General features: G+C 63.4%; 19 protein-coding genes. 1 reads left to right on the top strand and 18 read right to left on the bottom strand.

The genetic code is table 11. The features are described from left to right. Positions 1 to 1,308: 1,308 nt before the first annotated feature. From GE073_RS04330 to GE073_RS04280, 11 genes are all read right to left on the bottom strand, one after another. Positions 1,309 to 2,241, bottom strand: a complete 933-nt coding sequence (locus GE073_RS04330; protein WP_028600287.1) for a manganese-dependent inorganic pyrophosphatase — start codon at positions 2,239 to 2,241, stop codon at positions 1,309 to 1,311. Positions 2,242 to 2,427: 186 nt separating this feature from the next. After that, positions 2,428 to 3,276, bottom strand: coding sequence for an inositol monophosphatase family protein (locus GE073_RS04325; RefSeq protein WP_084137532.1), 849 nt, complete (start codon positions 3,274 to 3,276; stop codon positions 2,428 to 2,430). Positions 3,277 to 3,325: 49 nt separating this feature from the next. Next, entirely contained in the window at positions 3,326 to 4,273 is a 948-nt protein-coding gene (locus GE073_RS04320) for a ComEC/Rec2 family competence protein (RefSeq protein ID WP_028600286.1), read from the bottom strand. Beyond that, complete coding sequence (locus GE073_RS04315; protein ID WP_052333544.1) at positions 4,233 to 5,390, bottom strand: ABC transporter ATP-binding protein; 1,158 nt, start codon at positions 5,388 to 5,390, stop codon at positions 4,233 to 4,235. Before GE073_RS04315 ends, GE073_RS04320 begins: the two co-directional genes overlap by 41 nt. Continuing rightward, positions 5,387 to 7,000 (bottom strand): ABC transporter permease, encoded by a 1,614-nt coding sequence (locus GE073_RS04310; protein WP_028600285.1) that lies wholly within the window; start codon positions 6,998 to 7,000, stop codon positions 5,387 to 5,389. Before GE073_RS04310 ends, GE073_RS04315 begins: the two co-directional genes overlap by 4 nt. Before the next feature lie 94 nt (positions 7,001 to 7,094). Continuing rightward, positions 7,095 to 8,210 carry an ABC transporter substrate-binding protein gene (locus tag GE073_RS04305; RefSeq protein ID WP_164820200.1) on the bottom strand — a complete coding sequence of 372 codons (1,116 nt, stop codon included), beginning with the start codon at positions 8,208 to 8,210 and terminating at the stop codon, positions 7,095 to 7,097. Between the two features lie 181 nt (positions 8,211 to 8,391). After that, a complete protein-coding gene (locus GE073_RS04300; RefSeq protein ID WP_153782839.1) occupies positions 8,392 to 9,099 on the bottom strand; it encodes a GntR family transcriptional regulator in 708 nt (235 codons plus the stop codon). A gap of 94 nt (positions 9,100 to 9,193) precedes the next feature. Further along, positions 9,194 to 10,528, bottom strand: a complete 1,335-nt coding sequence (locus tag GE073_RS04295) for a hypothetical protein (protein ID WP_194843267.1) — start codon at positions 10,526 to 10,528, stop codon at positions 9,194 to 9,196. Between the two features lie 173 nt (positions 10,529 to 10,701). Further along, positions 10,702 to 11,865 (bottom strand): MFS transporter, encoded by a 1,164-nt coding sequence (locus tag GE073_RS04290; protein WP_028600282.1) that lies wholly within the window; start codon positions 11,863 to 11,865, stop codon positions 10,702 to 10,704. 171 nt (positions 11,866 to 12,036) lie between these two features. Next, positions 12,037 to 13,680, bottom strand: coding sequence for an MDR family MFS transporter (locus GE073_RS04285; RefSeq protein ID WP_028600281.1), 1,644 nt, complete (start codon positions 13,678 to 13,680; stop codon positions 12,037 to 12,039). Between the two features lie 151 nt (positions 13,681 to 13,831). After that, positions 13,832 to 14,461 carry a TVP38/TMEM64 family protein gene (locus tag GE073_RS04280; RefSeq protein WP_043111756.1) on the bottom strand — a complete coding sequence of 210 codons (630 nt, stop codon included), beginning with the start codon at positions 14,459 to 14,461 and terminating at the stop codon, positions 13,832 to 13,834. 175 nt (positions 14,462 to 14,636) lie between these two features. Here GE073_RS04280 and GE073_RS04275 point away from each other — a divergent pair, with 175 nt between their 5' ends. Continuing rightward, on the top strand, positions 14,637 to 15,407 hold the full coding sequence (locus tag GE073_RS04275) for a ZIP family metal transporter (RefSeq protein ID WP_101808552.1): 771 nt from the start codon (positions 14,637 to 14,639) through the stop codon (positions 15,405 to 15,407). A 67-nt stretch (positions 15,408 to 15,474) separates the two neighbouring features. On the opposite strand, the gene GE073_RS04270 is transcribed toward GE073_RS04275, so the two are convergent. The 7 genes from GE073_RS04270 to GE073_RS04240 form a co-directional block, all read right to left on the bottom strand. Then, positions 15,475 to 15,816: a hypothetical protein gene (locus GE073_RS04270; protein WP_228551265.1), complete on the bottom strand. Its 342-nt coding sequence runs from the start codon at positions 15,814 to 15,816 to the stop codon at positions 15,475 to 15,477. A gap of 158 nt (positions 15,817 to 15,974) precedes the next feature. After that, positions 15,975 to 16,706 carry a DsbA family oxidoreductase gene (locus GE073_RS04265; protein WP_153782837.1) on the bottom strand — a complete coding sequence of 244 codons (732 nt, stop codon included), beginning with the start codon at positions 16,704 to 16,706 and terminating at the stop codon, positions 15,975 to 15,977. Between the two features lie 108 nt (positions 16,707 to 16,814). Continuing rightward, complete coding sequence (locus tag GE073_RS04260; RefSeq protein WP_101808550.1) at positions 16,815 to 17,198, bottom strand: ArsR/SmtB family transcription factor; 384 nt, start codon at positions 17,196 to 17,198, stop codon at positions 16,815 to 16,817. 4 nt (positions 17,199 to 17,202) lie between these two features. Further along, entirely contained in the window at positions 17,203 to 17,631 is a 429-nt protein-coding gene (locus GE073_RS04255; protein WP_028600276.1) for an SRPBCC family protein, read from the bottom strand. Positions 17,632 to 17,748: 117 nt separating this feature from the next. Then, positions 17,749 to 18,594 carry a delta-lactam-biosynthetic de-N-acetylase gene (pdaA, locus tag GE073_RS04250; RefSeq protein WP_028600275.1) on the bottom strand — a complete coding sequence of 282 codons (846 nt, stop codon included), beginning with the start codon at positions 18,592 to 18,594 and terminating at the stop codon, positions 17,749 to 17,751. A gap of 273 nt (positions 18,595 to 18,867) precedes the next feature. Then, entirely contained in the window at positions 18,868 to 19,344 is a 477-nt protein-coding gene (locus GE073_RS24975; RefSeq protein ID WP_194843266.1) for a hypothetical protein, read from the bottom strand. Positions 19,345 to 19,546: 202 nt separating this feature from the next. After that, positions 19,547 to 21,178: a copper amine oxidase N-terminal domain-containing protein gene (locus tag GE073_RS04240; protein WP_153782836.1), complete on the bottom strand. Its 1,632-nt coding sequence runs from the start codon at positions 21,176 to 21,178 to the stop codon at positions 19,547 to 19,549. Positions 21,179 to 21,241 lie beyond the last annotated feature (63 nt).

Here is a 21,241-nt window from a genome sequence, read left to right as displayed (position 1 = left end):
CAGTGCTGCAACCCGATAATATCGGGTTGCGGGCTCTCGGCAGCTCGGTTCCAATGCTGCAACCCGATAATATCGGGTTAGGGACTCCCCGCAGCTCAGTTCCAATGCTGCAACCCGATAAAATCGGGTTGCAGGCTCTCGGCAGCCCAGTTCCAGTGCTGCAGCCCGATAAAATCGGGTTGCGGGCTCTCCGCAGCTCAGTTCCAGTGCTGCAACCCGATAAAATCGGGTTGCGGGCTCTCGGCAGCTCGGTTCCAGTGCTGCAACCCGATAAAATCGGGTTGCAGGCTATCCGCAGCTCAGTTCCAGTGCTGTAACCCGATAAAATCGGGTTGCAGGCTCTCGGCAGCTCGGTTCCAGTGCTGCAACCCGATAAAATCGGGTTGCGGGCTCTCCGGAGAGCGGAGCCGCCCGCAAAGCAGATGTCCTCAAACGTGAATAAAATGGGGTAGACGACCGGAAAGCGGGACCGAAAAGGCCCCGCTTTTCAGAGCGGGCATCGAAACCGGCAAACCGCTTCGCGGAGCAGGGACTCGCTCCGATCTCCCTGCTGCCCAGATTCCATTGAACCCACTCCCCTGCAGGGGGGAATTCGGCCTCCAAGGGAACCGCTGCTGCTTCTCCACGAGTCCCCGTGCTCTTCGCTGCTGGTCCTTGAACATGCACCGCTTCGCGGGGGAGCCTCCGATTACTGAAATCGGACTCACATCCAAGCGCTCCGCTGACCATTGCTCCCTAATTCTCCAACTGTCTGCACACCCGAGTTACTCGGTGTTTCCGCGCAACTCCTCCCGTTTCCCCTACTGCGCACCCGAGTTACTCGGTTTTTCCGCGCAACTCCGCCCCTTTCCCATATTGCACACCCGAGTTACTCGGTTTTTCCGCGCAACTCCGCCCGTTTCCCCTGCTGCGCACCCGAGTTACTCGGTTTTTCCGCGCAACTCCGCCCGGTTCCCCTACTGCACACCTGAGTTACTCGGTTTTTCCGCGCAACTCCGCCCGTTCCGCCGACAGCGCACTCCAACCAACTCGATTTCTTCGACTTGCTGGCTCGACTTCGCGCCTCCAAGCACCTGCCAGCTCGATTTCGACTAAGACTGCCGTCTCCCGGGTATGCGGGAGGCAGTTCCCCTTGGCCTGCGCAGCGGCCTCCTTGTCCCATAAACCGGCTGCTCCCGCTCGTTCCGAAGGCCCGCTCAAAGCAGTCCTTTCACGCAAAAAATCAGCCCTGTCGCCAGGGCCGATTTTGATCTTGCGCAACCGCAACGAGGAGCAGGATCGGCCTTTCGGCCCCCCCCCCTGGTCCCTTTATTTTTTGGACAGGATGTCCGTCAGAACCGGAACGACCTGCGACTTGCGGGACACGATGCCCTTCAGCGTCGCCTTGTTGTCGTCGAGCTTGACGCCGAACGCTTCCTCGAACGCGGCCGTATGCTTGCCGAGCGCGATCGCGACGGAGTCGTTGTTGAGGATGTCCGTCGTGACGAAGACGAACAGGTCCAGCCCTTTGGAGGCGATGATGTCGTTCAGCGCCGCTTCGACCTCGGCCTGGCGGGAGAACACGTCGTTCAGGTCGACCGCGTTCACTTGCGCGATCTCGACCTTGGCGGAGCCCATCGAGAACTCCTTGGAGTCGAGGCTGATCAGCTCGGCGACGGTTTTGTCGCTCAGGTCAGCGCCGGCCTTGAGCATGTTCAGGCCGTACTCGTCGGCGTTCACGCCGGCGATCTCGGCGAGCTCGCGAGCGGCCGCCACGTCCTGCTCCGTGCAGGTCGGGGACTTGAACAGCAGCGAGTCGGAGATGATCGCCGACAGCATGAGGCCCGCGATTTCCTTTTTGACCGGCACGCCGTGCTCCTTGTACAGCTTGAGCAGGATCGTCGCCGTGCAGCCGACCGGCTCGGCGCGGTAGTACAGCGGAGCCTTGGTCTCGAAGTTGGCGATGCGGTGATGGTCGATGACCTCGATGACCGTCACTTCGTCGATGTCGGCCGCGCTCTGCTGGCGCTCGTTGTGGTCGACGAGGATGACTTGCTTCGCTTCGGCGGCTACGGCTTCGACGAGACGGGGAGCGGCGACGCCGAACTGGTCCAGCGCATACTGCGTCTCGCTGCCGACCGCGCCGAGGCGGATCGCTTCCGCTTCGACGCCGATCTGGTTCTTGAGCTCCGCATAGGCGATCGCCGAGCAGATCGTGTCCGTGTCGGGATTTTTATGGCCGAAAACAAGTACTTTGCTCATGTCAATGTTCTCCTTCGCTAACTGGAATCGGGATTCGAATAAGACCTGTCCCCGATTATACCTTAAATCCGCCCCGAGAACCATCCCTTTCATCGTCAATCCGACCCCTCCGATCGCGCTGCGGCCCCCCGTTCCCGCTCGGTTTTTCTCCTCTGCCGCCGACGGACGCCCTCCCCGCCGGCCCGTTCAAACGCTGCCGGCCCGCGCCTCGTCTCCCTTCAGCCTCAACGCGTCCAGAAGCCCGCTCTGCAGGGCCGGGTTCGAGGCGACAAGACTGCGCTCGCTCAAGCGGTAAGGGCCGGCGGAGGCGGTCGTCGCCGCGCCGCCCGCCTCGAGCAGGATGATCAGCCCGGCCGCGACATCCCATGGATACAGCCCGTCATGCCAAAATCCGCTCAGCCTGCCGCAGGCCACGAGGCATAGATCGAGGCTGGCGGCGCCGAAGATCCGGACCGTGCGCGCCGTGCCGGCGATGCGGTTCATTTGCGCGATCGCTCGCGAGCCTTCGCGCCAGTCGGATGCCTGAAAGCCGGTCGCGAGCGTCGCGTCGGGCAAGGACCGCTCCTCGCTGACCCGGATCGGCTGGCCGTTCCGATAAGCGCCTTTGCCGGCGGAAGCATGGTACAGCTCCCCCGTCGAAGGATTGTAGACGACGCCATGCAGCAGGCAGCCGTCCTTCATGATGCCGATCGACACGGCGAAATGCTCGATTCCGTGCACGAAATTGATCGTTCCGTCGATCGGATCGACGATCCAGCCGCAGCCCGGCAGCGGCTGCTCCATGAAGCGGAACGGATCGCCCGCGCCGTCCGTCTCCTCCGACAGGATCCAGTGGTCCGGATAGTCTCGCGCGATCGCCTGCCGCAGCAGCTGCTCGCTGCGCAGATCGACCTCGGTCACCAGGTCGGCGTGGTTCGCTTTGTCGCGGATCCGGTAGGGCTCGCTCATGCCTCGCAGAATCTGGTCGCCCGCCTCTTTGGCATAACGGATCGCCGAAGCCAGCATCGCTTCTCCGCCTTCTTGGTCTCTATTCATTGAATCCGGAAACTCCCTTTCTTGGCCTAGAATCGCGGAGCGCCGCCTTTCAGCCGCCGATCTCCGCGTGGATCCGTCCGCGCGCCAGCAGGAGGCTCTCCCCCGGCGGCACCGATCCCGTCAGGCACAGCCTGCTCCCGGAGCCGCGAAGCATTCCGTTCCAGCGCTCTGCCAGCGGCTCCGCCCGCTCCGCGCAGATCGGGATGACGCATGCCTCCGGCCGCACCAGCTCCAGCAGCCAAGCCTGAAAGCTGTCCTCCAGCCCGTGATGCGGCGCCTTCCATATCCGGCTCGCCAGTCGGCTCCTTCGCGCCAGACGCGTCCAGCCCCCCTCCATCAGATCGCCGCCGAACAGCACGCCGACCGTTTCGTCGCCATCCGCCGTCAGCCGGTAGACCGAGCTGTCGTCGTTCGACTTGTCGAAAAAGCCGGCCAGCTCGGCCAGCCGCTCCTCCTCGGGACGTCCGTCCGCATCGAAAACGCTGTGGAGAACCTCAAGCGCGGGGAGCGGATCGTCCTGCCACGGGTACAGATGCTCCAGCCGGAAGCCGTGCTCCTCCCAGACGACGGAGCTCTCCGCCGATGCGTGCCGAGATCTCCAGCGGATCTCGGTTCCCCGAGCCTCCAGCAGCCGGATCAGCTCCCGATACGTCTCCAGGATGCCGCAAACGCGCCTGGTCAGCTCCGAAGCCTCCCGCTCCAGCTCCGGACGGAAGCGGACGGCCCGCTCGGGAAGCCCGTACGGCAAAATCGCGAGCGCGACCTCGACGCTGCGGACGACGTCGAGCAAGCCGTTCAGATGATCCTCATGCAGATGCGTCACGATCATGGCGTCCAGCCGGCGCAACCCGCGGCGCTCCATCCAGCGAAGCGGATGGTCCCGCCCCTCGGCGAGCGAGCCGTCTCCGCCATCGATCAGCGTCAACGCCCCGGACGGCAGCCGGATGAAATGGGCGTCACCCCAGCCGACGTTCAGAAAGTGGACGGATGCGTTCATGCGTCTCGCCTTCCTTTCTTTCGGAATCCGCCTCATCCGACAGGACATGGATCTTGTCGGCGGCGCACGACAGGCGGACCGTGCCGTCCAGCACGCCGGTGACGCTCGGATCGGCATCGTCCACGATCAGCGTCGTCTCCCCGCACTGCACCTCATACCGGACCTGGCGCCCCAGGAAGCTGCTGCCGGATATCGCCCCCATCCAGCGGTTCTCCGGCTCCGCATCGCCCTCGTCCGCTCCGATGCGGAGGCATTCGGGCCGGATCATCAGCGTCGCCCTGTCGCCCGGCCGGAACGTCCTCCCGGCAGAGGAGGCGCGCAGCAGCACGTCCCGGCAGCGGACGAGCAGGACTCCGTCCCGCACGTCCTCCACGATGCCGGCCAGCAGGTTGGCCGTTCCGACAAAGTCGGCCACAAACGCATTGGCCGGCTCGTAGTAGACCTCCCAGGGCGTGCCGGCCTGGCGAATGCGCCCTTTTTCGAACACCGCGACATAGTCGGACAAGGACAGCGCCTCGTCCTGGTCGTGGGTGACGAATACGGCGGTAATGCCGGCGCGCCGCTGCAGCTCGCGCAGCTCGCGGCGGACCTCGACCCGCATCTTGGCGTCGAGATTGCTCAGCGGCTCGTCCATCAGCAGGATGTCACGGCCGGTGACGAGCGCCCTAGCGAACGCCACCCGCTGCTGCTGCCCGCCGCTGAGCTGCTTCGGCAGCCGCTTTTCCAGCCCCTGCAGGCCGAACAGGTCCATCATCTCGCCGACCCGCGCGGCCGTTTCGGCCTTGCGGGCTTTTTGCAGCTTCAGGCCGTAGGCGATATTCTCCTGCACCGTCATATGGGGAAACAGCGCATAGTCCTGGAAAACGAGCGGCGTCTTGCGGCGGAATGCCGGAACTCCGTTCATCTCGGCTCCGTCGATGCGGATGCTTCCGCTGTCCGGCTCGTCGAAGCCGGCGAGCAGCCGCAGCAAGGTCGTCTTGCCGCAGCCGCTCGGCCCGAGCAGCGTCGTGAAGCTGCCTCGCGGAACGTCCAGCGTGACGCTCCGCAGGGCGGAGAAGGCGCCGAACGACTTGGTCACGTCGTCGATTCGAATATGCGGCTGAGCAGCGTTGTTCATGATTTCCTCCGATCGTAGGCGAACAGGATCAGCCGCGAGGCGGCCAGCAGGGCAAAGGCGATCAGGATGAGCGTGACGGTGAGCGCCGACGCGCCTCCCCAGACGCCGCTTTGGACGAGGCTCAGGATGGAGATCGTGCCGACGGATGTGGACGACGAATACAGGAAGATGATGACGCTCAGACAGGTGACCGAACGCAGGAACGAGAGCGTGAAGCCGGAGAGGATCGGGCCTCTCAGCAGCGGCAGCAGGACGCTTCGCAGCGTGCGGAGGGTGCCTCCGCCAAGGTTCAGCGACGCCTCCTCCAGCGATCTTCCGATCTGCTGCAGGCCTGCGAGGCATGCGCTGTAGCAGGTCGGCAAGTTCCAGAACAGCAGCGCCAGCACCATGATCGCGGACGTGCCTGCCAGCTCGAAGGGCGGCCCGTTGAACGCCATCGCGAAGCCGAGGCCGAGAAAGACGCCGGGAACGGCGCCGGGCAGAATCGCCAGGACGTCGAGCAGCCGGTTGATGCCGACCTGCTTGCGCTGGACGAGATAAGCGAGCAGCATAGCCAGCGCGACGGCGCCGAGAGAGGAGACGGCCGCGAAGCGGATGCTGTTCCATAGCTCGCTGCCTTTGGCGGTCACATACTTCATGTTCTGCAAGGTGAGGCTCCAGTCATAGCCCCATGTCCGGGCGAACGCCCCGTAGACCAGTACGCCGTATACGGCGAGCACGAAGAGCGAGACGAACAGGCAGCAGGCGAACAGGCTCCATTTGAGCGCCGGCGGCGCGGGATAAGCCTTGAGGCTCGATTCCTTGCCCGTGACGGTCACGTACGAGCGCTTCCCCACCCACAGCCGATTGACGAGAAAGAGGACAAGCGCGGGCACGAGCAGGGCGGTCGACAGCACGGACGCCGCCGACAGGTCGAACCAGCCGGACATCTGCATGTAGGCTTCCGTAGGAAGCAAGGCGAAGTTGCCCGCGATGATCATCGGATTGCCGAAGTCCGCGAGCACGTTCATCGCGGCGATCAGCGCGCCTCCGGCAATGCCCGGACGGCAGAGCGGCAGAAAGACATGCCGGAACGCCTGCCAGCGCGAGGCGCCCAGATTATGCGCCGCATGCTCCAGATGAGCGGCCGCGGCCTGCATCACGCCGTGGATGACCGTGAAGGCGTAAGGGAAAAAGGTGATCGTCTGCACGAGCCATAACCCCTGCCAGCCGTAAATGTCGAGGTTCAGATGAAGCAGATGCTTGGATACGAGTCCTTGCCTGCCGAACAGCAGGATATAGGAAAGCGCCACGATGAAAGGCGGCGAGACGACCGGAAGCAGCGTAATGAACCGGAAAAAGCCTTTCAGCGGGATGTCGAGCCTGACGATGGAATAAGCGAAAAGGAACGCGAGCGCGGTGCAGGATGCGGTCGACAGCACCGTCATGAACAAGCTGTTCAAGCCGGCGCGCATCCAGCGCTCGTTGGTCAGCAGCTGCAAATAATCGGCCGCGCCAGGATAGCTGACGACCTTGACGACCGGCCACAGCACAAATACGCAGGCAGTCGCCAGGACGGCGGCGAGGACAAGGAAAAGGACGGGCTCGCGCTTGAGCTTCTTGATGGCCATCTACCCCGTTTCAGAAAAAACTACCTGCTCCGACGCCGCTCTCCGCCCGGGTTCGGAGCGGAGCGAGACGGCGGAGCAGGCTGACTTCGGCGTTTCAGTTCGTGCCGGTCATTCCGACGAACCGCTTCACGACTTCTTCCTTCATGGCGGCAGCCTTTTCGCGGTCGTACTCGACGAGGCTGATCTCCTCGATTTTCGGCATGCCCTCCGGAGGCGCCACATCGGCCCGGACGGAGTAGCGGTTCGACAGCTTCGTGTTCAGCTCTCCGGCTTCTTTGGTCAGCAGCCAGTCCACGAACGCTTTGGCGTTGTCGACATTGGCCCCGCCCTTGACGATGCCGACGCCGCCGATTTCAAATGCGGTCTGCTCCGGCACGATCGCCTTGATCGGATAGCCTTGCTTCATCGTCTTGACGATGTCGTGCGCCCAGGACATGCCCGCGATGAATTCGCCCGTCGCGGTCAGGTTGATTCCGTCGCCGGCCTTTTGCGTGTAGTGATGGACGTTGCCGTTCAGCTTCTCGAGGTATTCCCAGCCCTGCTGCTCGCCGAGGCGGAACAGCTGGTCCGCGACGAAGATGTAGCCGCCGCCCGCGGTCGCCGGATTGGACGTGATGAACTGCCTCTTGTACGACTCATCCAGCAGGTCGTCCCATGTTTTCGGCTCCTGCACGCCCTTGGGCGCAAGCTCCTTCTCGAAGCGCTCCGTGTTCAGCACGATGCCGAGGACGCCCATATACCAGCCCTGCCAGTAGCCGTTCGGATCGTTGAACTTGGCATCGATCTGGCTGGCGTTGGCCGACGTATACTTCTCCAGCAGTCCTTGCTCGGCCAGCGGCTGGTAGAACTCGACCGATCCGCCGACCAGGATGTCCGCTTTGGGAGCATCCTTCTCGGCCTGGACCCGAGTGCTCGCCTCGCCAGCGCTGCCGAGGTTGAGCGATTCGATCTCGATGCCGGTATCTTTCTTGAACTGGTCCTTGAGCTGGATGACGTCATCCTCGTTCAACGCCGAGTAGACGACCAGCTTTTTCGACGCCGGCGCGCTCGGCGACGGCTCGGCTCCGGCCTCCGCTTGCGCAGAGCCCGACCCGGAATTCGCTTCTCCGGCGGAGCCGCCGTTCTGGCCGCAAGCCGTCACCGTCAATGTCGCGGCAAGCGCAGTCGCCAGAATCATGCCTTTTCTCGTTTTACCCCATCTCCACTCCATGCCAGATCCTCCTTTTATCTCTCCCAAGCTGTCTGACAGCTTTAGAATAACGGAGAATGATTTGCCCCATGTCAGCATTTTGTGAACCCTTTTTTAAGAAAAAAAAAGCATCCGCCATTAAGGCGGATGCTTCATGCTTCATGCTTCCTGATTCATGCTCATGCAGCCGGGGAGAAATCGTTCAGTCTCGCCGGACGACGAGCTTGAACGCGCTGCTTTTCAAATAATCCAAGGAGTAGAACACGGGACGGTCGTTCTCGTCGACATGCAGCTGCTTCAGCAGGATCAGCTCGCCGCCGAGCACCTCGGCCGCCTTCCGATCCCGTTCGCTGGCCGTGCCGACCGCGCTGATCTCGGTCAGCGCATAGGCGATGCGGATGCCGAGCTTGCGGTCTAAAAAGTCGAATATGGCGCCGGAGAAGCCTTCGTCGAAATGACCGCCTGCGATCTCCCGGGGAAAGATGTTGTAGTAGAACGCCACCTTCTGCCCGTCCGCCGTCCGAATCCGCTCCAGCACCACGACCGGCTCGTCCGTCCGCAGCTTCTCCATCCATTCCGGCTCGGCCTCGCGCGCATACACGCTGACGTCCGCCTCGCTCACCTTGTAGCCTACGCTCTGGATCATCTCGCCGAGACTGCGCAGCTTGTTCAGCGAATTCTCGATCGAAAAAGGCCGTTCGTTCACATAGGTGCCGACGCCGTTCCGGCTGAGCAGGACGCCTTCCCTCTGCAGCATCTTCAGCGCCTCCCGCAAAGTGGGGCGGCTCACGTCGAATTGCTTGGCGAGCGCCGGCTCGGACGGAAGCTTGTCGCCCGGCTCGAGCTCCCCGGACTGAATTCTGCGCTCGATTTCTTCTTTGACCAGGATATAACGAGGTTTCTTTTCCATTTGGCGGGTTTCCCTTTGTCTTTGGCTAGAATACCCTCATTATTCCGCAAAAGGGAAGGCAACGCAATGCCGGAGCGCCGAGCGGCGCCGGTCTTTATTTCGCTTCGACGGATGCGGTCAGCTTGGCTTGGCCGTTGCTGGTCACGGCATTGACCCAGGACGCGGTCGTCCCTGGCGCAACGACGGCGGACACATAGCCCATGTCGTCGTCTCCCGACGTTCCGTCGGAATCATACACATGGATCTCGACATTCGTATTCGACGGCTTGGCGACATAGACGGCATTGTAGCTGTCGGAGAATTGAGGTCCGAATTCCGCATCGTTGGCGCCGAATACGATCCGGTAGTCCTGCAATTTCGGAGCGTCGTTCTTTTTCCAGAACCTCGCATCCGTCTGCCCTTGGCCGTTGACGTACGCCTTGATGTAGATGTCGCTCTTGCCGCCGAAAGGATCTCGGTCCTCCAGGCTCTGCACGCTCTCGAGCACGATCTTGTGCGAGTAATACGGGTTGTGCACATACTGATGCGAAAACGCGCCGAGACCGTTCAGATGCACGTCGACATGATGGGCCGGATCGGACCAGTTCATGCCTTGCAGCGCAGGACCGTCGTCGCTGTCGTCCCAGCCCCAAGGCGCATTGGCGGAATTGGACGTGTAGTTGTCGCCTCGGATCGTTCCCCAGGACGAGAAAATCGAGGAATCATGCCTTTTTGCCCACAGGTCGCCCCACTCCAGGAGCGCATAGCCGTAGTGATGGACGTAGCTGCCGGTGGCGTTCGTCGGGAACTCCGCCGTGCCCGTATAGTCGTATACGATGCCGTCGCCGCCAGGCGCGCTCGACCCGTCATAGGCTTTGATGCCGTGCCCGCCGCTCGGGCTTTGGCCGTTCGCCTGACTGAACACCTTCGGATGGCTTCCGTTGAACAGCACGCCGCCGTCCACGTTGTCCGAGCCGGAGGTGATGGTCGGATCGTTCGTGTAGTCGTACCACTGGTTATGCGCCATCGTCTCCATCAGATGGAACTTGCCGTACTCGGAGCCGTCCTTGCGGATGACGACGATGATGCCTTCCAGGTCGTTCTCATGCGCGTCGAGCGGTCTCGTATAGGCGTCGTCCCGGGGATGGAACAAATCGTACTCGATGAAATAATGCGTCAGCGTCTCCGCGACCTTGTAGTACACATACGCTTTCTGCTCGTAGTTGTGCAGATTGTCCCAGTTGTTGAGCGGCAAATAATCCCCGTCATAGTTGAAGCTGGAGATGAAGTCCGCCCTCGCGTCGAGGTCTGCGTTGACGTCCTGATAAATTTGCGGCGCCCAATGAGCCGCCAGATCCGCATAGCTCGGCGCCGCATGGCTCGTCCCGCCTGCGCCTCCCAACAACGATGCCGCCAGTACCGATCCGACCAGAGCCAGTTTCTTCCACATTCCTTGCTCCTCCATTTCAAATCGAGCGTTATTTTTTGAAGCTGTCTGACATCTATGATTATAAGCACGCTCCTCACCGCCGATCTAGACGCGCTTTGTTAAATGAAAAGCCGAATTGGATCAGGGAATCCAATCGAAAAAGGCCCCCGAAGGGGCCTTGCGCTCGAATTCAATCAACGTCCTTCGTCCGAAAGAGCCCGGGAGGAGCGGCTGCGGGCCAGCGCCAGGCCGAGCAGCAGCCCGAGCAGGGACAGGCCCGACATCGTCACATACATCGTCTGGCCGCCGAAGCGGTCGAACAGCCAGCCGCCGGCGTAGGAAGCGACGATGCCGGACACGCCGAAGAACAGCAGCGCCAGCACCGTCTGGCCGGTCGCCCTCCACTCCTGCGGCACGATCCGGTACAGGTACTGGATCGCCGCCGAGTAGAATACCGGGAACGTGATGATCTGCAGCAGCTGCAGCAGGACGAGCCCGAACGGCTCCGTGATCCATGCGCTCAGGAAGAAGCGGATGAAGTAGAAGAAGCCGGCGATGGAGATGAGCAGCAGCTCGCGGCCGCGGCGCAGCCACCAGAAGCTGAGCGCGAATACGGCGATCTCGCTGCCCGCCGCTAGGAACCAGGCTTGGCCGAGCAGCTCCGGCCCGCCTCCGAGCGAGCCGATGTAGACGCCGAGGAACGTGTCGTTCACGCGCTGCGGGACGGCGCTGATGAAGATCAGCAGCAGGAACAGCGCCGTCTGCCGGTTCCGCAGGAAGCCGGCCAGGCTGGCAAGCCGCACGGGCTCCCCGGAAGCGTCGGCATCCGGCATGAGGAATCCGGCCAGCAGGCATAGCGCGCCGACGGCGGCGAATGTGAGGCCGAGGCTGGAAGCGCCGAAGCCGGACATGATGTAGCCGACCGCCAGCGACATGACGGCATAGCCGAACGCGCCGTAGGTGCGGATCGAGCCGTAGCTGACGCCGCGGCTCTCCGCCGTGCGGAAGTTCAGGCTTTCGAGCAGAGGGTCGATCGGCATCAAGCAGAAGTACAGCAGCATCGCCAGGCCGAGCAGCAGCGGGAAGCTAGCCGTGCCGTAAAGGAAATACCCGATGACCGCCGAGCATACGGTGAGCAGCAGCATGATCTTGCGCACCGTGCGCAGCCGGTCGCTGATCATGCCCCACAGCGGCTGGGCGATGATCGTGACGAAGCCGCCGGTGCCGGTGATGAGCCCGATCTGCATTGGGGTCAGTCCCTTTTGATCCAGATAGACGGGCATGAACGAGACGAACATGGCGAGCAGGGAGAAATAGAGGAAGTTGTAGGCCTTGAGAGTGGACGTTCCTTGGCGCATCGGATGGTCAAGCCTCTTTCACGGAAATTCGCGCGCATGCGGATCGTGGCGTCGGACATGGGAAGCGCGTCTACCCAGCATACCACAGCCGAGGGGCTGGCCTGCGCAAAAAAAACCGGAGGCCGCAGGAAAATCCCTGCAGCCCCCGGTCCGGGGAGCGCATGCATGAGCTCAATGGGCCGAAGCGTACTCGCGCTCCTGCTCGGCGACGGCCGCGGGGTCCATCTTGCCGTTGCCCATGAAGAAGGCGCATAGCAGCGCCAGCGCCGCCGGCACGATCGCCCAAGCGAACGTCTGCACGATCGACGACGACAGGCCGCCCGTAATCCGCTCGAGCAGATCCGGCGGAATCTGGGCGCGCAGGGCGGGGTCCATCAGCTCGCGCGGATCATGCAGCGTGAAGCCGGGAAGGCCCGCTCCGTCGGCCGCGCCCGCGACCGCTCCGCCCGCCGTGCCCGCGGCTCCCGCCGCGTCGGCGCCGGCAGCCGCCCCCGGCTGGGCGCCGCCGGCCGCTCCGCCGAGCGCCGATTCCAGCTTGCGCGTGAACAGATGGCTCTGGATGATGCCGAACACCGTGATGCCGACCGCCATGCCGAGCGTGCGCAGGAAGCTCAGCGTCGAGCTCGCCGCGCCGCGGTCCTGGACCGGCACCGAGAACATGCAGGCGTTGCTCAGCACGGAGAACGAAGCGCCGATGCCGAGGCCGACGAGCACCATGAACAGGCGCATCACCCAGATGTTCGTGCCGGCGCCGATCGTCGTCAGCAGCGCGAGGCCGACCACGAGCAGCGCGAGCGTCGGAATCATCAGCGTGCGGTACTTGAACTTGGTCATGAGGAAGCCGCCGAGCGTCGCCGTGACGACCGAGCCGACCATCATCGGCAGCAGCACGAGGCCGGAGTTCGTCGCCTTGCCGCCCATGACGCCGGAGATGAAGATCGGGATGTACATCGAGGCGGAGATGAACGCCGCGCCGGCGAAGATGCCGACGAGATTGCTCGAGGCGTAGACGCGGCTGCGGAACATGCGGAACGTAATGATCGGCTCCTTGGCCCGCAGCTCGAACAGCACGAACAGCACCGTCAGCACGGCGAAGCCGCCGAACAGCCCGAGGATGAGCGCGGAGTCCCAGCCGTACGTCGTGCCGCCGATCGTCTTGCCGCCGAGCTCGAGCGCGAAGATAAGGCAGATGACCGCCCCGACGAGCGTCGCCGCTCCGCCCCAGTCGATGATCTGGCGGCTATGCTTCTGCGACTCGCGATAGAAGCCCCAGACGAAGATCAGCGAGATCAGTCCGAGCGGCAGATTGATGTAGAAGATCCAGTTCCAGTGGATGTAATCCGTAATGTACGCTCCGAGCAGCGGCCCGAAGATGCTGGAGAGGCCGAATACCGCTCCGAACAGGCCGCCGAGCTTGCCGCGCTGCTCCGCCGGCACCGCGTCGAACATGATCGTGAAGGCGACCGGAATCATCGCGCCGCCGCCAAGGCCCTGGATCGCCCGGTACAGCGCCAGCTGCTCGATCGAGGCGGCCGTGCCGCAAAGGGCCGATCCGATCATGAAGACGATGAGTCCGAACACGAAAAACCGCTTGCGCCCGTACATGTCGGACAGCTTGCCGAAAATCGGCATGCCGGCCATTTCGGCGACCATGTACGCCGAGGTGACCCAGACGAACTTGTCGAGTCCGCCGAGCTCGCCTACAATGGTTCCCATAGCGGTCGACACGATCGTCTGATCCATCGAGGCCATGAGCATGCCGAGCAGCAGCCCGGCAATGACCAGCCCAACGGGATTGCGGGTGGCTTGTTTCATTTGCTGATCCTCTTCCTTTCCTGCTTGCGTCCCTTTGGCCGGGACGCGTCCTTCATCATTATAGCCACGGCAGCCGTCCGCAAAATCAGCCCGCAGACGGATGTCCCCGGCGATATTTTTATTCTAAAGCAAATCCCCTGACAGCTGCCTGTCAGGGGGTGGACGCAGGTGCGGAAGCCTCTTCCTCCGACGCCGGCTTCATGAATTTTTTCTCGATCGCCTTGCAGGCCGCCCACGAAAGGAACAGGAGCAGCGCGACGAAGGCGAGCTGCAGCGGGTCGCGGTAGAAGCGCCCGACGTCGTGGCCGACATAGGAGACGACCAGCGCCATGATCCCCTTGCCGACGCCGACCGCCGCGAAAAAGCGGCCGATCGGCATGCGCGACACCGCGGCCGCCATGTTGACGAGCACGAACGGTCCGACCGGGAACAGGCTGAGGACGAACACGTAGCTGAACGCGTTGCGCCGGATCCAGCTCATGCTCGCCTTCACCTTGGGCTTGTCCGCCCAGCGGCGGGCGAGGCGGTGGCCGGAGGCGGCCCGCACGGCCAGGAACGTCGTCATGCAGCCGGCGACGAGGCCGAGCCAGGAGTAGAGGAACCCGGCCCAGAGGCCGTACGCCGCGGCATTCGTGCCGATGAGCAGCAGCGTCGGCAGCGGGGGCACGAAGGATTTGAGGAAAGGAAGCAGGATGCCGGGCAGCGGACCATAGGATCGGTACCGCTCGAGCAGCTCCAGCAGCCGTTCTTCCGTCATATAAGACATCAATTGGTCAAGCATGTGGCATGGACTCCTTCCGCAGGAGCCGGCGCGGCCGGAAGCTCCTTGGGCTATCGGCTTCATTGTACTCCGTGCCTGGCGCGGAAGGAAGCCTCGGACGCGGCATATTATCCCTTGATCGGCATATCCTACAAAACGAACCTACCGGCCAGCCGGCCGGCACGAAGGAGAGTCTATGAATCCCATCCTGCTCGGCAGCATCGCGACGGCGGTGTGCACGGTCATCGGCGCGCTGCCCGCCCTGTTCATTACGAATATCACTCACCGCGGCAAGGACATCCTGCTCGCCTTCACGGCCGGCATCATGGTCGCCGCCTCGACGTACGGGCTCATCCCGAGCGCGCTCAAGCTGTCCGGGCTGCCGGCGGTCGCGATCGGCATCCTGCTCGGCACGATCGTGCTCATGCTGCTGGAGCTCATCCTGCCCCATACCGATCCTTCGCATGACTCCGACCTCGACCTGTCGCCCGGCTCGGCCGCGGCGCGGCGCGGCTGGCTCGGCATGGACCGCAGCTCGATGCTGTTCTTGACGGCGATGGCGCTGCACAACCTGCCGGAGGGGCTGTCGGTCGGAGTCAGCTACGGCAGCAGCGAAGCCCAGCTCGGCCCGATCGTCGCAATCAGCATCGGCCTGCAAAACATTCCGGAGGGCTTCCTGACGGCGCTGTTCCTCATTACCCAAGGGATGCGCCGCGGCTACGCCGTGCTCATGGCCATCGGCACCGGCGTGCTCGAGCTGATCGCCGCGCTTGTCGGCGTCAGCTTCGTGGCGGCGATCGAGACGGTCGTCCCTTACGGCCTCGCCTTCGCGGCCGGCGCGATGCTGTTCGTCGTCTACAAGGAGCTCATCCCCGAAAGCCACGGCGACGGCAACGAGCGCGTGGCGACGTTCTCGTTCATCATCGGCCTGCTGACGATGATCGCGATGACGCATTCGCTCGGGTAAGGCGGGGCGATGTCGGCCCTGAAGCAAGAAACCCCCTTCTTCCTGACGGAGGAGGGGGCTCCTTGCTTTATTTTTTTGCCCATTTCGACTCGATTGCGACAACGACAGGATAGGCCAGGAGAAAAAGAACGGCGAGGGTTGTGGAGAACTCGAAGGAGCTCCTGAACTTTTGCATCGTCCATCCGTCTTCCCCGAAAACCCAACGGGCAACGAAATTGGAGGGAGCAATTCCGTCGCTTGCTCCTGGAATCAGGTTGTGCGTGTAATTTTGCGCCAGACAGATGGTCGCAAGGAAGCAGAGCAAGAGGGCAAGGAGCATGCCCTTTGCGTACGGCAACGGAACCCCCGCCCATTTGAAAGCAGCTGCGGAGCCGAACAGAAAAACGAGGCAAAAAAGAATGACCGCCATCCGCATCCCCCCGTTCTAAAATGATTTCACCTGCATGAACGCGGTTCAAGCCGATAAAGTTGCTGCGAACAAAAAAGCTGGCCCCACAGGTCCCTCTTCCGAGACCTGTGGAGCCAGCCTTTTTCCTTTTAGACGCAGGTGCGTGTCATGCCGGCCTGCTAGCTCCGTTCCGGCAGCTCGCAAGCCTCGTCGCCCGGAGCGCAGGCCGCGCCCGCATCGCCGGCAGACTCGGGGGCCGCGCCGGCGGCTTCCGCCTGGCGCTCGTCCCAGGCCTGGCGGAGCACCTGCAGGAAGGCGTCGGGATGCTGCGCGCCCGAGACGCCGTATTTGCGGTCGAGCACGTAGAACGGCACGCCCTGGATGCCGAGCTGCGCCCCGTCCTGCTCCTCCGCCCTCACCTGCTCGAAGTAGCGGTCCGACTCCAGCACCGCGAACGCCTCCGCGCGCGGCAGCCCCGCTTCTTCCGCCAGCGCCTCCAGCACCTTGCGGTCCTCGAGCAGCAGGCCGTCGGTGAAGTAGGCCTTGAACAGCCGCTCGGCCATCGCGTCGCCCTTGCCTTGCTCCTTGGCCCACGCCATGAGGCGATGCGCGTCGAACGTATTGCCCGGCTTCATCGCCTCGAAGTCGAACTTGAGGCCAAGCTGCGCCGCCTGCTGGCCGAGATTCTCGTTGCTCTGGCGCGCCTTTTCAATCGACATGCCGTACTTGGCGGCGAGCAGCTCATGAATGCTGCGGCCCGGCTCGTGCACGGCCGACGGGTCGAGCTCGAAGCTGCGGTAGACGACCTCGATGCCGTCCTTGTGCTCGAACGCTTCGAGCGCCTCCTGGAATCTCCTCTTGCCGATAAAACAGAACGGACAGGCGTAGTCCGACCAAATTTCAACCTTCATCGTCATACCCGCTTTCCGGCGGCTGCAGCCGCCTTTGAACTGTAACCATATTGGTTACATGGTATCATACGACATCGCCCGCGGGCAAACGTACGGCCTTGCCGCCGGCTACGAGCCTCCGCCTTCGCCAGCCGGCTGATCCTCCGCCGGGCCGCCTGCCTCCGCCGGCTCCGGCCCTTCCACATGCAGCCGGAGCGCCTGCAGCTTGTTTTCCCAGTAGCGGTCGAAATAGGCCAGCCAGCGCTTCAGCTCGCGCAGCGGATCGGCGTCCATGCGGTAGCGCGTCTCGCGGCCGGTCCTGCGCTCATGCACGAGCCCGGCATCGGCGAGGATGCGCAGATGCTTGGAGACGGCGGCTCGGGTCATGTCGAAATGCGGCGTCACTTCCTTGAGCGGCAGCTCGCCCGCGTCCTGAAGCAGCTGCAGCATGCGGCGACGGCTCGGGTCGGCGATCGCCTGATAGACATCCGCGCTGGGCTCCCGCAGCGGCACGGGCTCAGCCCTCCAGCACGGCGGCCAGCTTCTTCACGATGCCGGCCCAGCCTCCATTCATCCGCTCGCGCACCTCGCGGTGGGACTGGCCGAACTCGGTCACGCCGTCCTCCGACCAGCCGCCGTGGATGACGGTGAACTCGGTCACGCCGGGCTCCAGCTCCTTCAGCTCGAACGCGACGCTCCACTGCTCGCCCCAGTCGAAGCTCAGGCGATGCGGCGGGGACAGCTCGGTCACGCGGCAGCGCGAGTCGCCGAACGGCCCGGCATGCAGAATGAATTCGGCGCCCTCCTCGGCGACGAACGTATTCGGCATGAACCAGGCCTCAATGCCCGCCGAGGTGGCGGCTGCTTCCCATACTTTTTCGATCGGCGCTCGTAGCACCTGCACCTGACGGATTTCCGGCAGCTGGCGGTCGGATGACGATGGCATCATAATTCCTCCTTGAGTTCGTTGAACATAGAAAAAGGATACCATATGGTATCCTTTTTGGCAATTCCGGCGGGACGGAGACCTCCAACCGCCAGCTCCGCTTCCTGTTTAGAGCGCTCAGCGGTACGTCCGCTTCTCCATTCCGTCGAGGCTTTTGAACTCATAGCCTTGCGCGCGCGCGCCGTCGATGATCCGGCCCAGCGCCTGCGTATTGTCGCTCGACACCGCATGCAGCAGCAGCACCGCGCCCGGATGCAGCTGCTCCATCACGTTGCGGTAAGCGTAATCCGCTCCGCGCTGCGCGGACGTGTCCCAGTCCTTGTAGGCGACCGACCAGAAGACGTTGCGGTAGCCCTCGGCTCCGCTGGCGGCGAGCATCGGCTCCGAAAAAATGCCGCGCGGGGCGCGCAGATAATCCATCTTCTGGACGCCGGTCAGCTCGGCGACCGCCTTTTTCACATCGGCCAGCTCCTGCCTGATCTTCTCCGGCGGCAGCGTGCTCATGTCCGGGTGGCTCCACGAATGGTTGCCGATCAGATGGCCCTCCGCCGCCATCCGCTTGACAAGCTCCGGCTCCGTCTTGACGTAATGCCCGGTGATGAAGAAAATCGCCGGCACGTTCTTCTCCTTGAGCACGTCGAGGATCGTCCCCGTCAGCCCGTCCTTCTCGTAGCCGTTGTCGAACGTCAGGTACAGCTCCTTGCGGGACGTGTCGCCGAGGAATACGGCGCCATGCTTCTCCAGCATCGGCTGGAAGCCTTCCTCCGCGATCGACGGCAGCTCGCCGTTTTTGCTTTTCTTGAAGCCGAAATGGTACGCCTTGCTCCAGCCTGCGGCAGGAGCCGCATCCGCTGACGGCGGAGCCGGCTCCGCCGCCGCCCGGCCGAGCGGCAGCCCCGCGCTTGCGACCGCTCCCGCGATCAGCACAGCCGCTCCGGCGGCTTGCCACCAACGTTTCGCCATTCTGTTCCCCTCCCGCTTTCATGATGCGCGCTCTGCTTTGTTTTGCCGCAAACGGCGGCCGCTTATGCATAAGCCGAGGGGAATCCGTTACGACGTTTAATTTACATGTGCATAACTTTTCATGTGGATAACTGTGCAACCTTTTCACAAGCTTAACTTTCCTGGGCATAGCGGCTGTTCATAGTGGGGATAATTCTGTGCATAAAGCAAAAAGCCGGCTCCGCGACAAAACGCGGATGCCGGCTTCGGGGCCGAAGGGCTGGGGATGGACGATCAGCTCGCCGGAGGCTCGGCCTTGGCCAGCGACGTCAGCATCAGCTGCTTCGCCTGCGGGTCGCCCTCGACCGGCTGCTCGGTATACTCGAACGAGACGAGATCGCCCGGCTCCAGCTCGAAGGCCGCTTCGGCCGTTCCTTCGCCAAGCTGGAACGACTCATGCCGACCGTCCATCTCGATCTCGATCGTATGCGAATCGGCCAGGCCGCTGAACTTGCCTTCGCCTTTTTTGGCTTCCGGCTCGGACGGAGCGGCGGATGGCGCAGGCTCTTCCGAAGGCGATGCCGACGGTGCCGGCGGGCTTGGCGAAGGAGAAGGAGCCGCGGAGGGCGAAGGGCTGACGCTAGGCAGCGGCGACGGGGATGCCCCCTGCAGCGGCTCGTTCGAGCCGGAGCAGCCGGCCAGCGCCAGCAGCAGCACGGCTCCGGATAGAGACAGCAGCCTCGTTTTTGACCGTGATGTACGTTTGTTCATATGAAGTGACACCTCCAATCCCTACAACGAGCGGGGGCTTGGATAAGTTGCCCGCTGGCGCAAAACCCGACTAAAGTCCAGCTGGGAACGCAAAAAAGCTCCCGCCCATGGGCGGGAGCTTCACGGATGATGCGGGCCGCGATGCCGGCGTTGTCCGGCTCGTCGGCGATGGCGCTGCGAGCGCCCTCGCGCTCGGCACGGATCAGTTCATCTGCGTCAGCGTGATGGAGCCGTCCTTGGCGGCGAAAGCGACGTTCCAGTCCAGCAGCTCGGCGATGAAGCGCAGCGGCACGAGCGTACGGCCGTTCTTGTCGATGACCGGAGCGGCCGGAGCCGTCATGCTTTGGCCGTTGACCGAGTACGTTTTCTGGTTCACCCAGAAGCCGAGCTTGTCGGAGCCGGCGCTGATCCAGACTGCCTTGGCCTTGCCGTCGAAGCTGACCGTCGCGCCGATGCCCTCGCTCAGGAAGCGAAGCGGGATGTACGTCATGCCGTTCCACATGACCGGCGTCGTATCCATCTGGGTCGTGCCGCCGTTGATGTTCAGCTGCATGCTGTTCAGCTTCATCCAGACCGTCGTCATGGACGGCTCGACCGGAGCCGGAGTCGGCGTCGGTGTCGGCGCTGGCGTCGCTTCGGCGAACATCGACGGCTTCTGCTTGACGATCGCGTCGCCGAGGCCTTGGCCGACGCCGAAGACGAACTTGAAGCCTTCGCGGTCCGTCGCGTAAGCCGCATCGTAATTGCCGGCGGCGTAGCTGTCGAACGCCATCTGGATCTGGCTCTCATGCTTCAGAAGCGCTTCGGTAGCGGCGGCAGCCGGCAGCTTGCCTTCGGTGGCGGTGCCGAGGAACGAGCCGAAGTCCTTCGAGAACGTGTTGAAGCGCGCTTGAACGGCCTGCTTGGCGGCCATGTCGCCGGCCTTCACGGCGTTCACGTAGTCCGACTGGGCGTTGATGTGGTCGCCGGTCCACAGCTTCTCGAACGCGTCGGCTCCGGCGCTGCCGTACAGGGACGCGATCGCCGCTTTCCAGTCGGCGGTGTTCATCGCCTCGGCGCCGACGAGCGCGGAGGCGTCCTTCGCTCCGTCGAACTGCTTCTGCATCTGCAGCACCGACAGCGCCACATGCTCGGACACGAGCCTATTCAGCGTCGAGCGCAAATCGGCGGCCTTCGTATCGACGGAGGAGCCGCCGAACTTATCCGGCATCTGCTTGACGATCGCGCCGGACAGCGCCTTGCTGATCGTGAACATCGTCTTGTAGCCTTCGCGATACGCTTTGTACGCATCGGCGTAGTCGCCCTGCACATACTCGTCGAATACGGTCTGCACCTGCGCCTCATGCAGCTTCAGCGCGTCCATGGCGGCTGCCTTCGGGAGGTTGTTCGCGGTCGCCGCGGCGAGGAACGTGGAGAATTCGTCCACGAAGCCCTGCACCTTCGCTTCCGCCGCTTTTACCGCGTCGGCGTTGTTCATCTTCTTGGCCTTGGCCAGCTCGTCGGTGGAAGCGTTGTGCGAACGGAAGATGCGGCCGAACTCGTCCGCTCCGGCTTTGCCGTACAGCATCTCGATCGCCGGCAGCATGTCGAGCGCGTTCTGGTCGAGCGCCTTGAGGGCGGCCGCCGCATCCTTGGAGCCGTCATACGCTTTGGTCATCGCCGCGACGGCGAGCGCGAAGTGCTCCGAGAGCAGATGGTCGAGGCTGGCGCGCAGATCGGCGGCCGGCGTCACGGCCGTAGGCGCCGCGGCCGGGGCGGGGGCGGCCGCAGCCCATCCGGCTGGGATGGCGAGGGCGAGGGTCAGGACAGGGGCGAGCGCTTTCGTGATCTTCATGAACAGTCACTCCTTCGGGTATGGGGTCAATGCGGATTGCCGTGGCTGGCTCCGTCCGGGGAT

This window comes from Paenibacillus sp. B01 (assembly GCF_009649995.1).
In the GTDB taxonomy this organism is placed as follows: domain Bacteria; phylum Bacillota; class Bacilli; order Paenibacillales; family Paenibacillaceae; genus Paenibacillus_O; species Paenibacillus_O pasadenensis.
The sequence above is the reverse complement of the archived record's forward strand: the minus strand, read 5'-3'. Positions and strand labels throughout refer to the sequence as shown.

Bases quoted from the DNA above. Each gene is read 5' to 3' on its own strand.
- GE073_RS04330 (WP_028600287.1), bottom strand. From the start codon at position 2,241: ATGAGCAAAGTACTTGTTTTCGGCCATAAAAATCCCGACACGGACACG.
- GE073_RS04325 (WP_084137532.1), bottom strand. From the start codon at position 3,276: ATGAATAGAGACCAAGAAGGCGGAGAAGCGATGCTGGCTTCGGCGATC.
- GE073_RS04320 (WP_028600286.1), bottom strand. From the start codon at position 4,273: ATGAACGCATCCGTCCACTTTCTGAACGTCGGCTGGGGTGACGCCCAT.
- GE073_RS04315 (WP_052333544.1), bottom strand. From the start codon at position 5,390: ATGAACAACGCTGCTCAGCCGCATATTCGAATCGACGACGTGACCAAG.
- GE073_RS04310 (WP_028600285.1), bottom strand. From the start codon at position 7,000: ATGGCCATCAAGAAGCTCAAGCGCGAGCCCGTCCTTTTCCTTGTCCTC.
- GE073_RS04305 (WP_164820200.1), bottom strand. From the start codon at position 8,210: ATGGAGTGGAGATGGGGTAAAACGAGAAAAGGCATGATTCTGGCGACT.
- GE073_RS04300 (WP_153782839.1), bottom strand. From the start codon at position 9,099: ATGGAAAAGAAACCTCGTTATATCCTGGTCAAAGAAGAAATCGAGCGC.
- GE073_RS04295 (WP_194843267.1), bottom strand. From the start codon at position 10,528: ATGTGGAAGAAACTGGCTCTGGTCGGATCGGTACTGGCGGCATCGTTG.
- GE073_RS04290 (WP_028600282.1), bottom strand. From the start codon at position 11,865: ATGCGCCAAGGAACGTCCACTCTCAAGGCCTACAACTTCCTCTATTTC.
- GE073_RS04285 (WP_028600281.1), bottom strand. From the start codon at position 13,680: ATGAAACAAGCCACCCGCAATCCCGTTGGGCTGGTCATTGCCGGGCTG.
- GE073_RS04280 (WP_043111756.1), bottom strand. From the start codon at position 14,461: ATGCTTGACCAATTGATGTCTTATATGACGGAAGAACGGCTGCTGGAG.
- GE073_RS04275 (WP_101808552.1), top strand. From the start codon at position 14,637: ATGAATCCCATCCTGCTCGGCAGCATCGCGACGGCGGTGTGCACGGTC.
- GE073_RS04270 (WP_228551265.1), bottom strand. From the start codon at position 15,816: ATGGCGGTCATTCTTTTTTGCCTCGTTTTTCTGTTCGGCTCCGCAGCT.
- GE073_RS04265 (WP_153782837.1), bottom strand. From the start codon at position 16,706: ATGAAGGTTGAAATTTGGTCGGACTACGCCTGTCCGTTCTGTTTTATC.
- GE073_RS04255 (WP_028600276.1), bottom strand. From the start codon at position 17,631: ATGCCATCGTCATCCGACCGCCAGCTGCCGGAAATCCGTCAGGTGCAG.
- pdaA (WP_028600275.1), bottom strand. From the start codon at position 18,594: ATGGCGAAACGTTGGTGGCAAGCCGCCGGAGCGGCTGTGCTGATCGCG.
- GE073_RS24975 (WP_194843266.1), bottom strand. From the start codon at position 19,344: ATGAACAAACGTACATCACGGTCAAAAACGAGGCTGCTGTCTCTATCC.
- GE073_RS04240 (WP_153782836.1), bottom strand. From the start codon at position 21,178: ATGAAGATCACGAAAGCGCTCGCCCCTGTCCTGACCCTCGCCCTCGCC.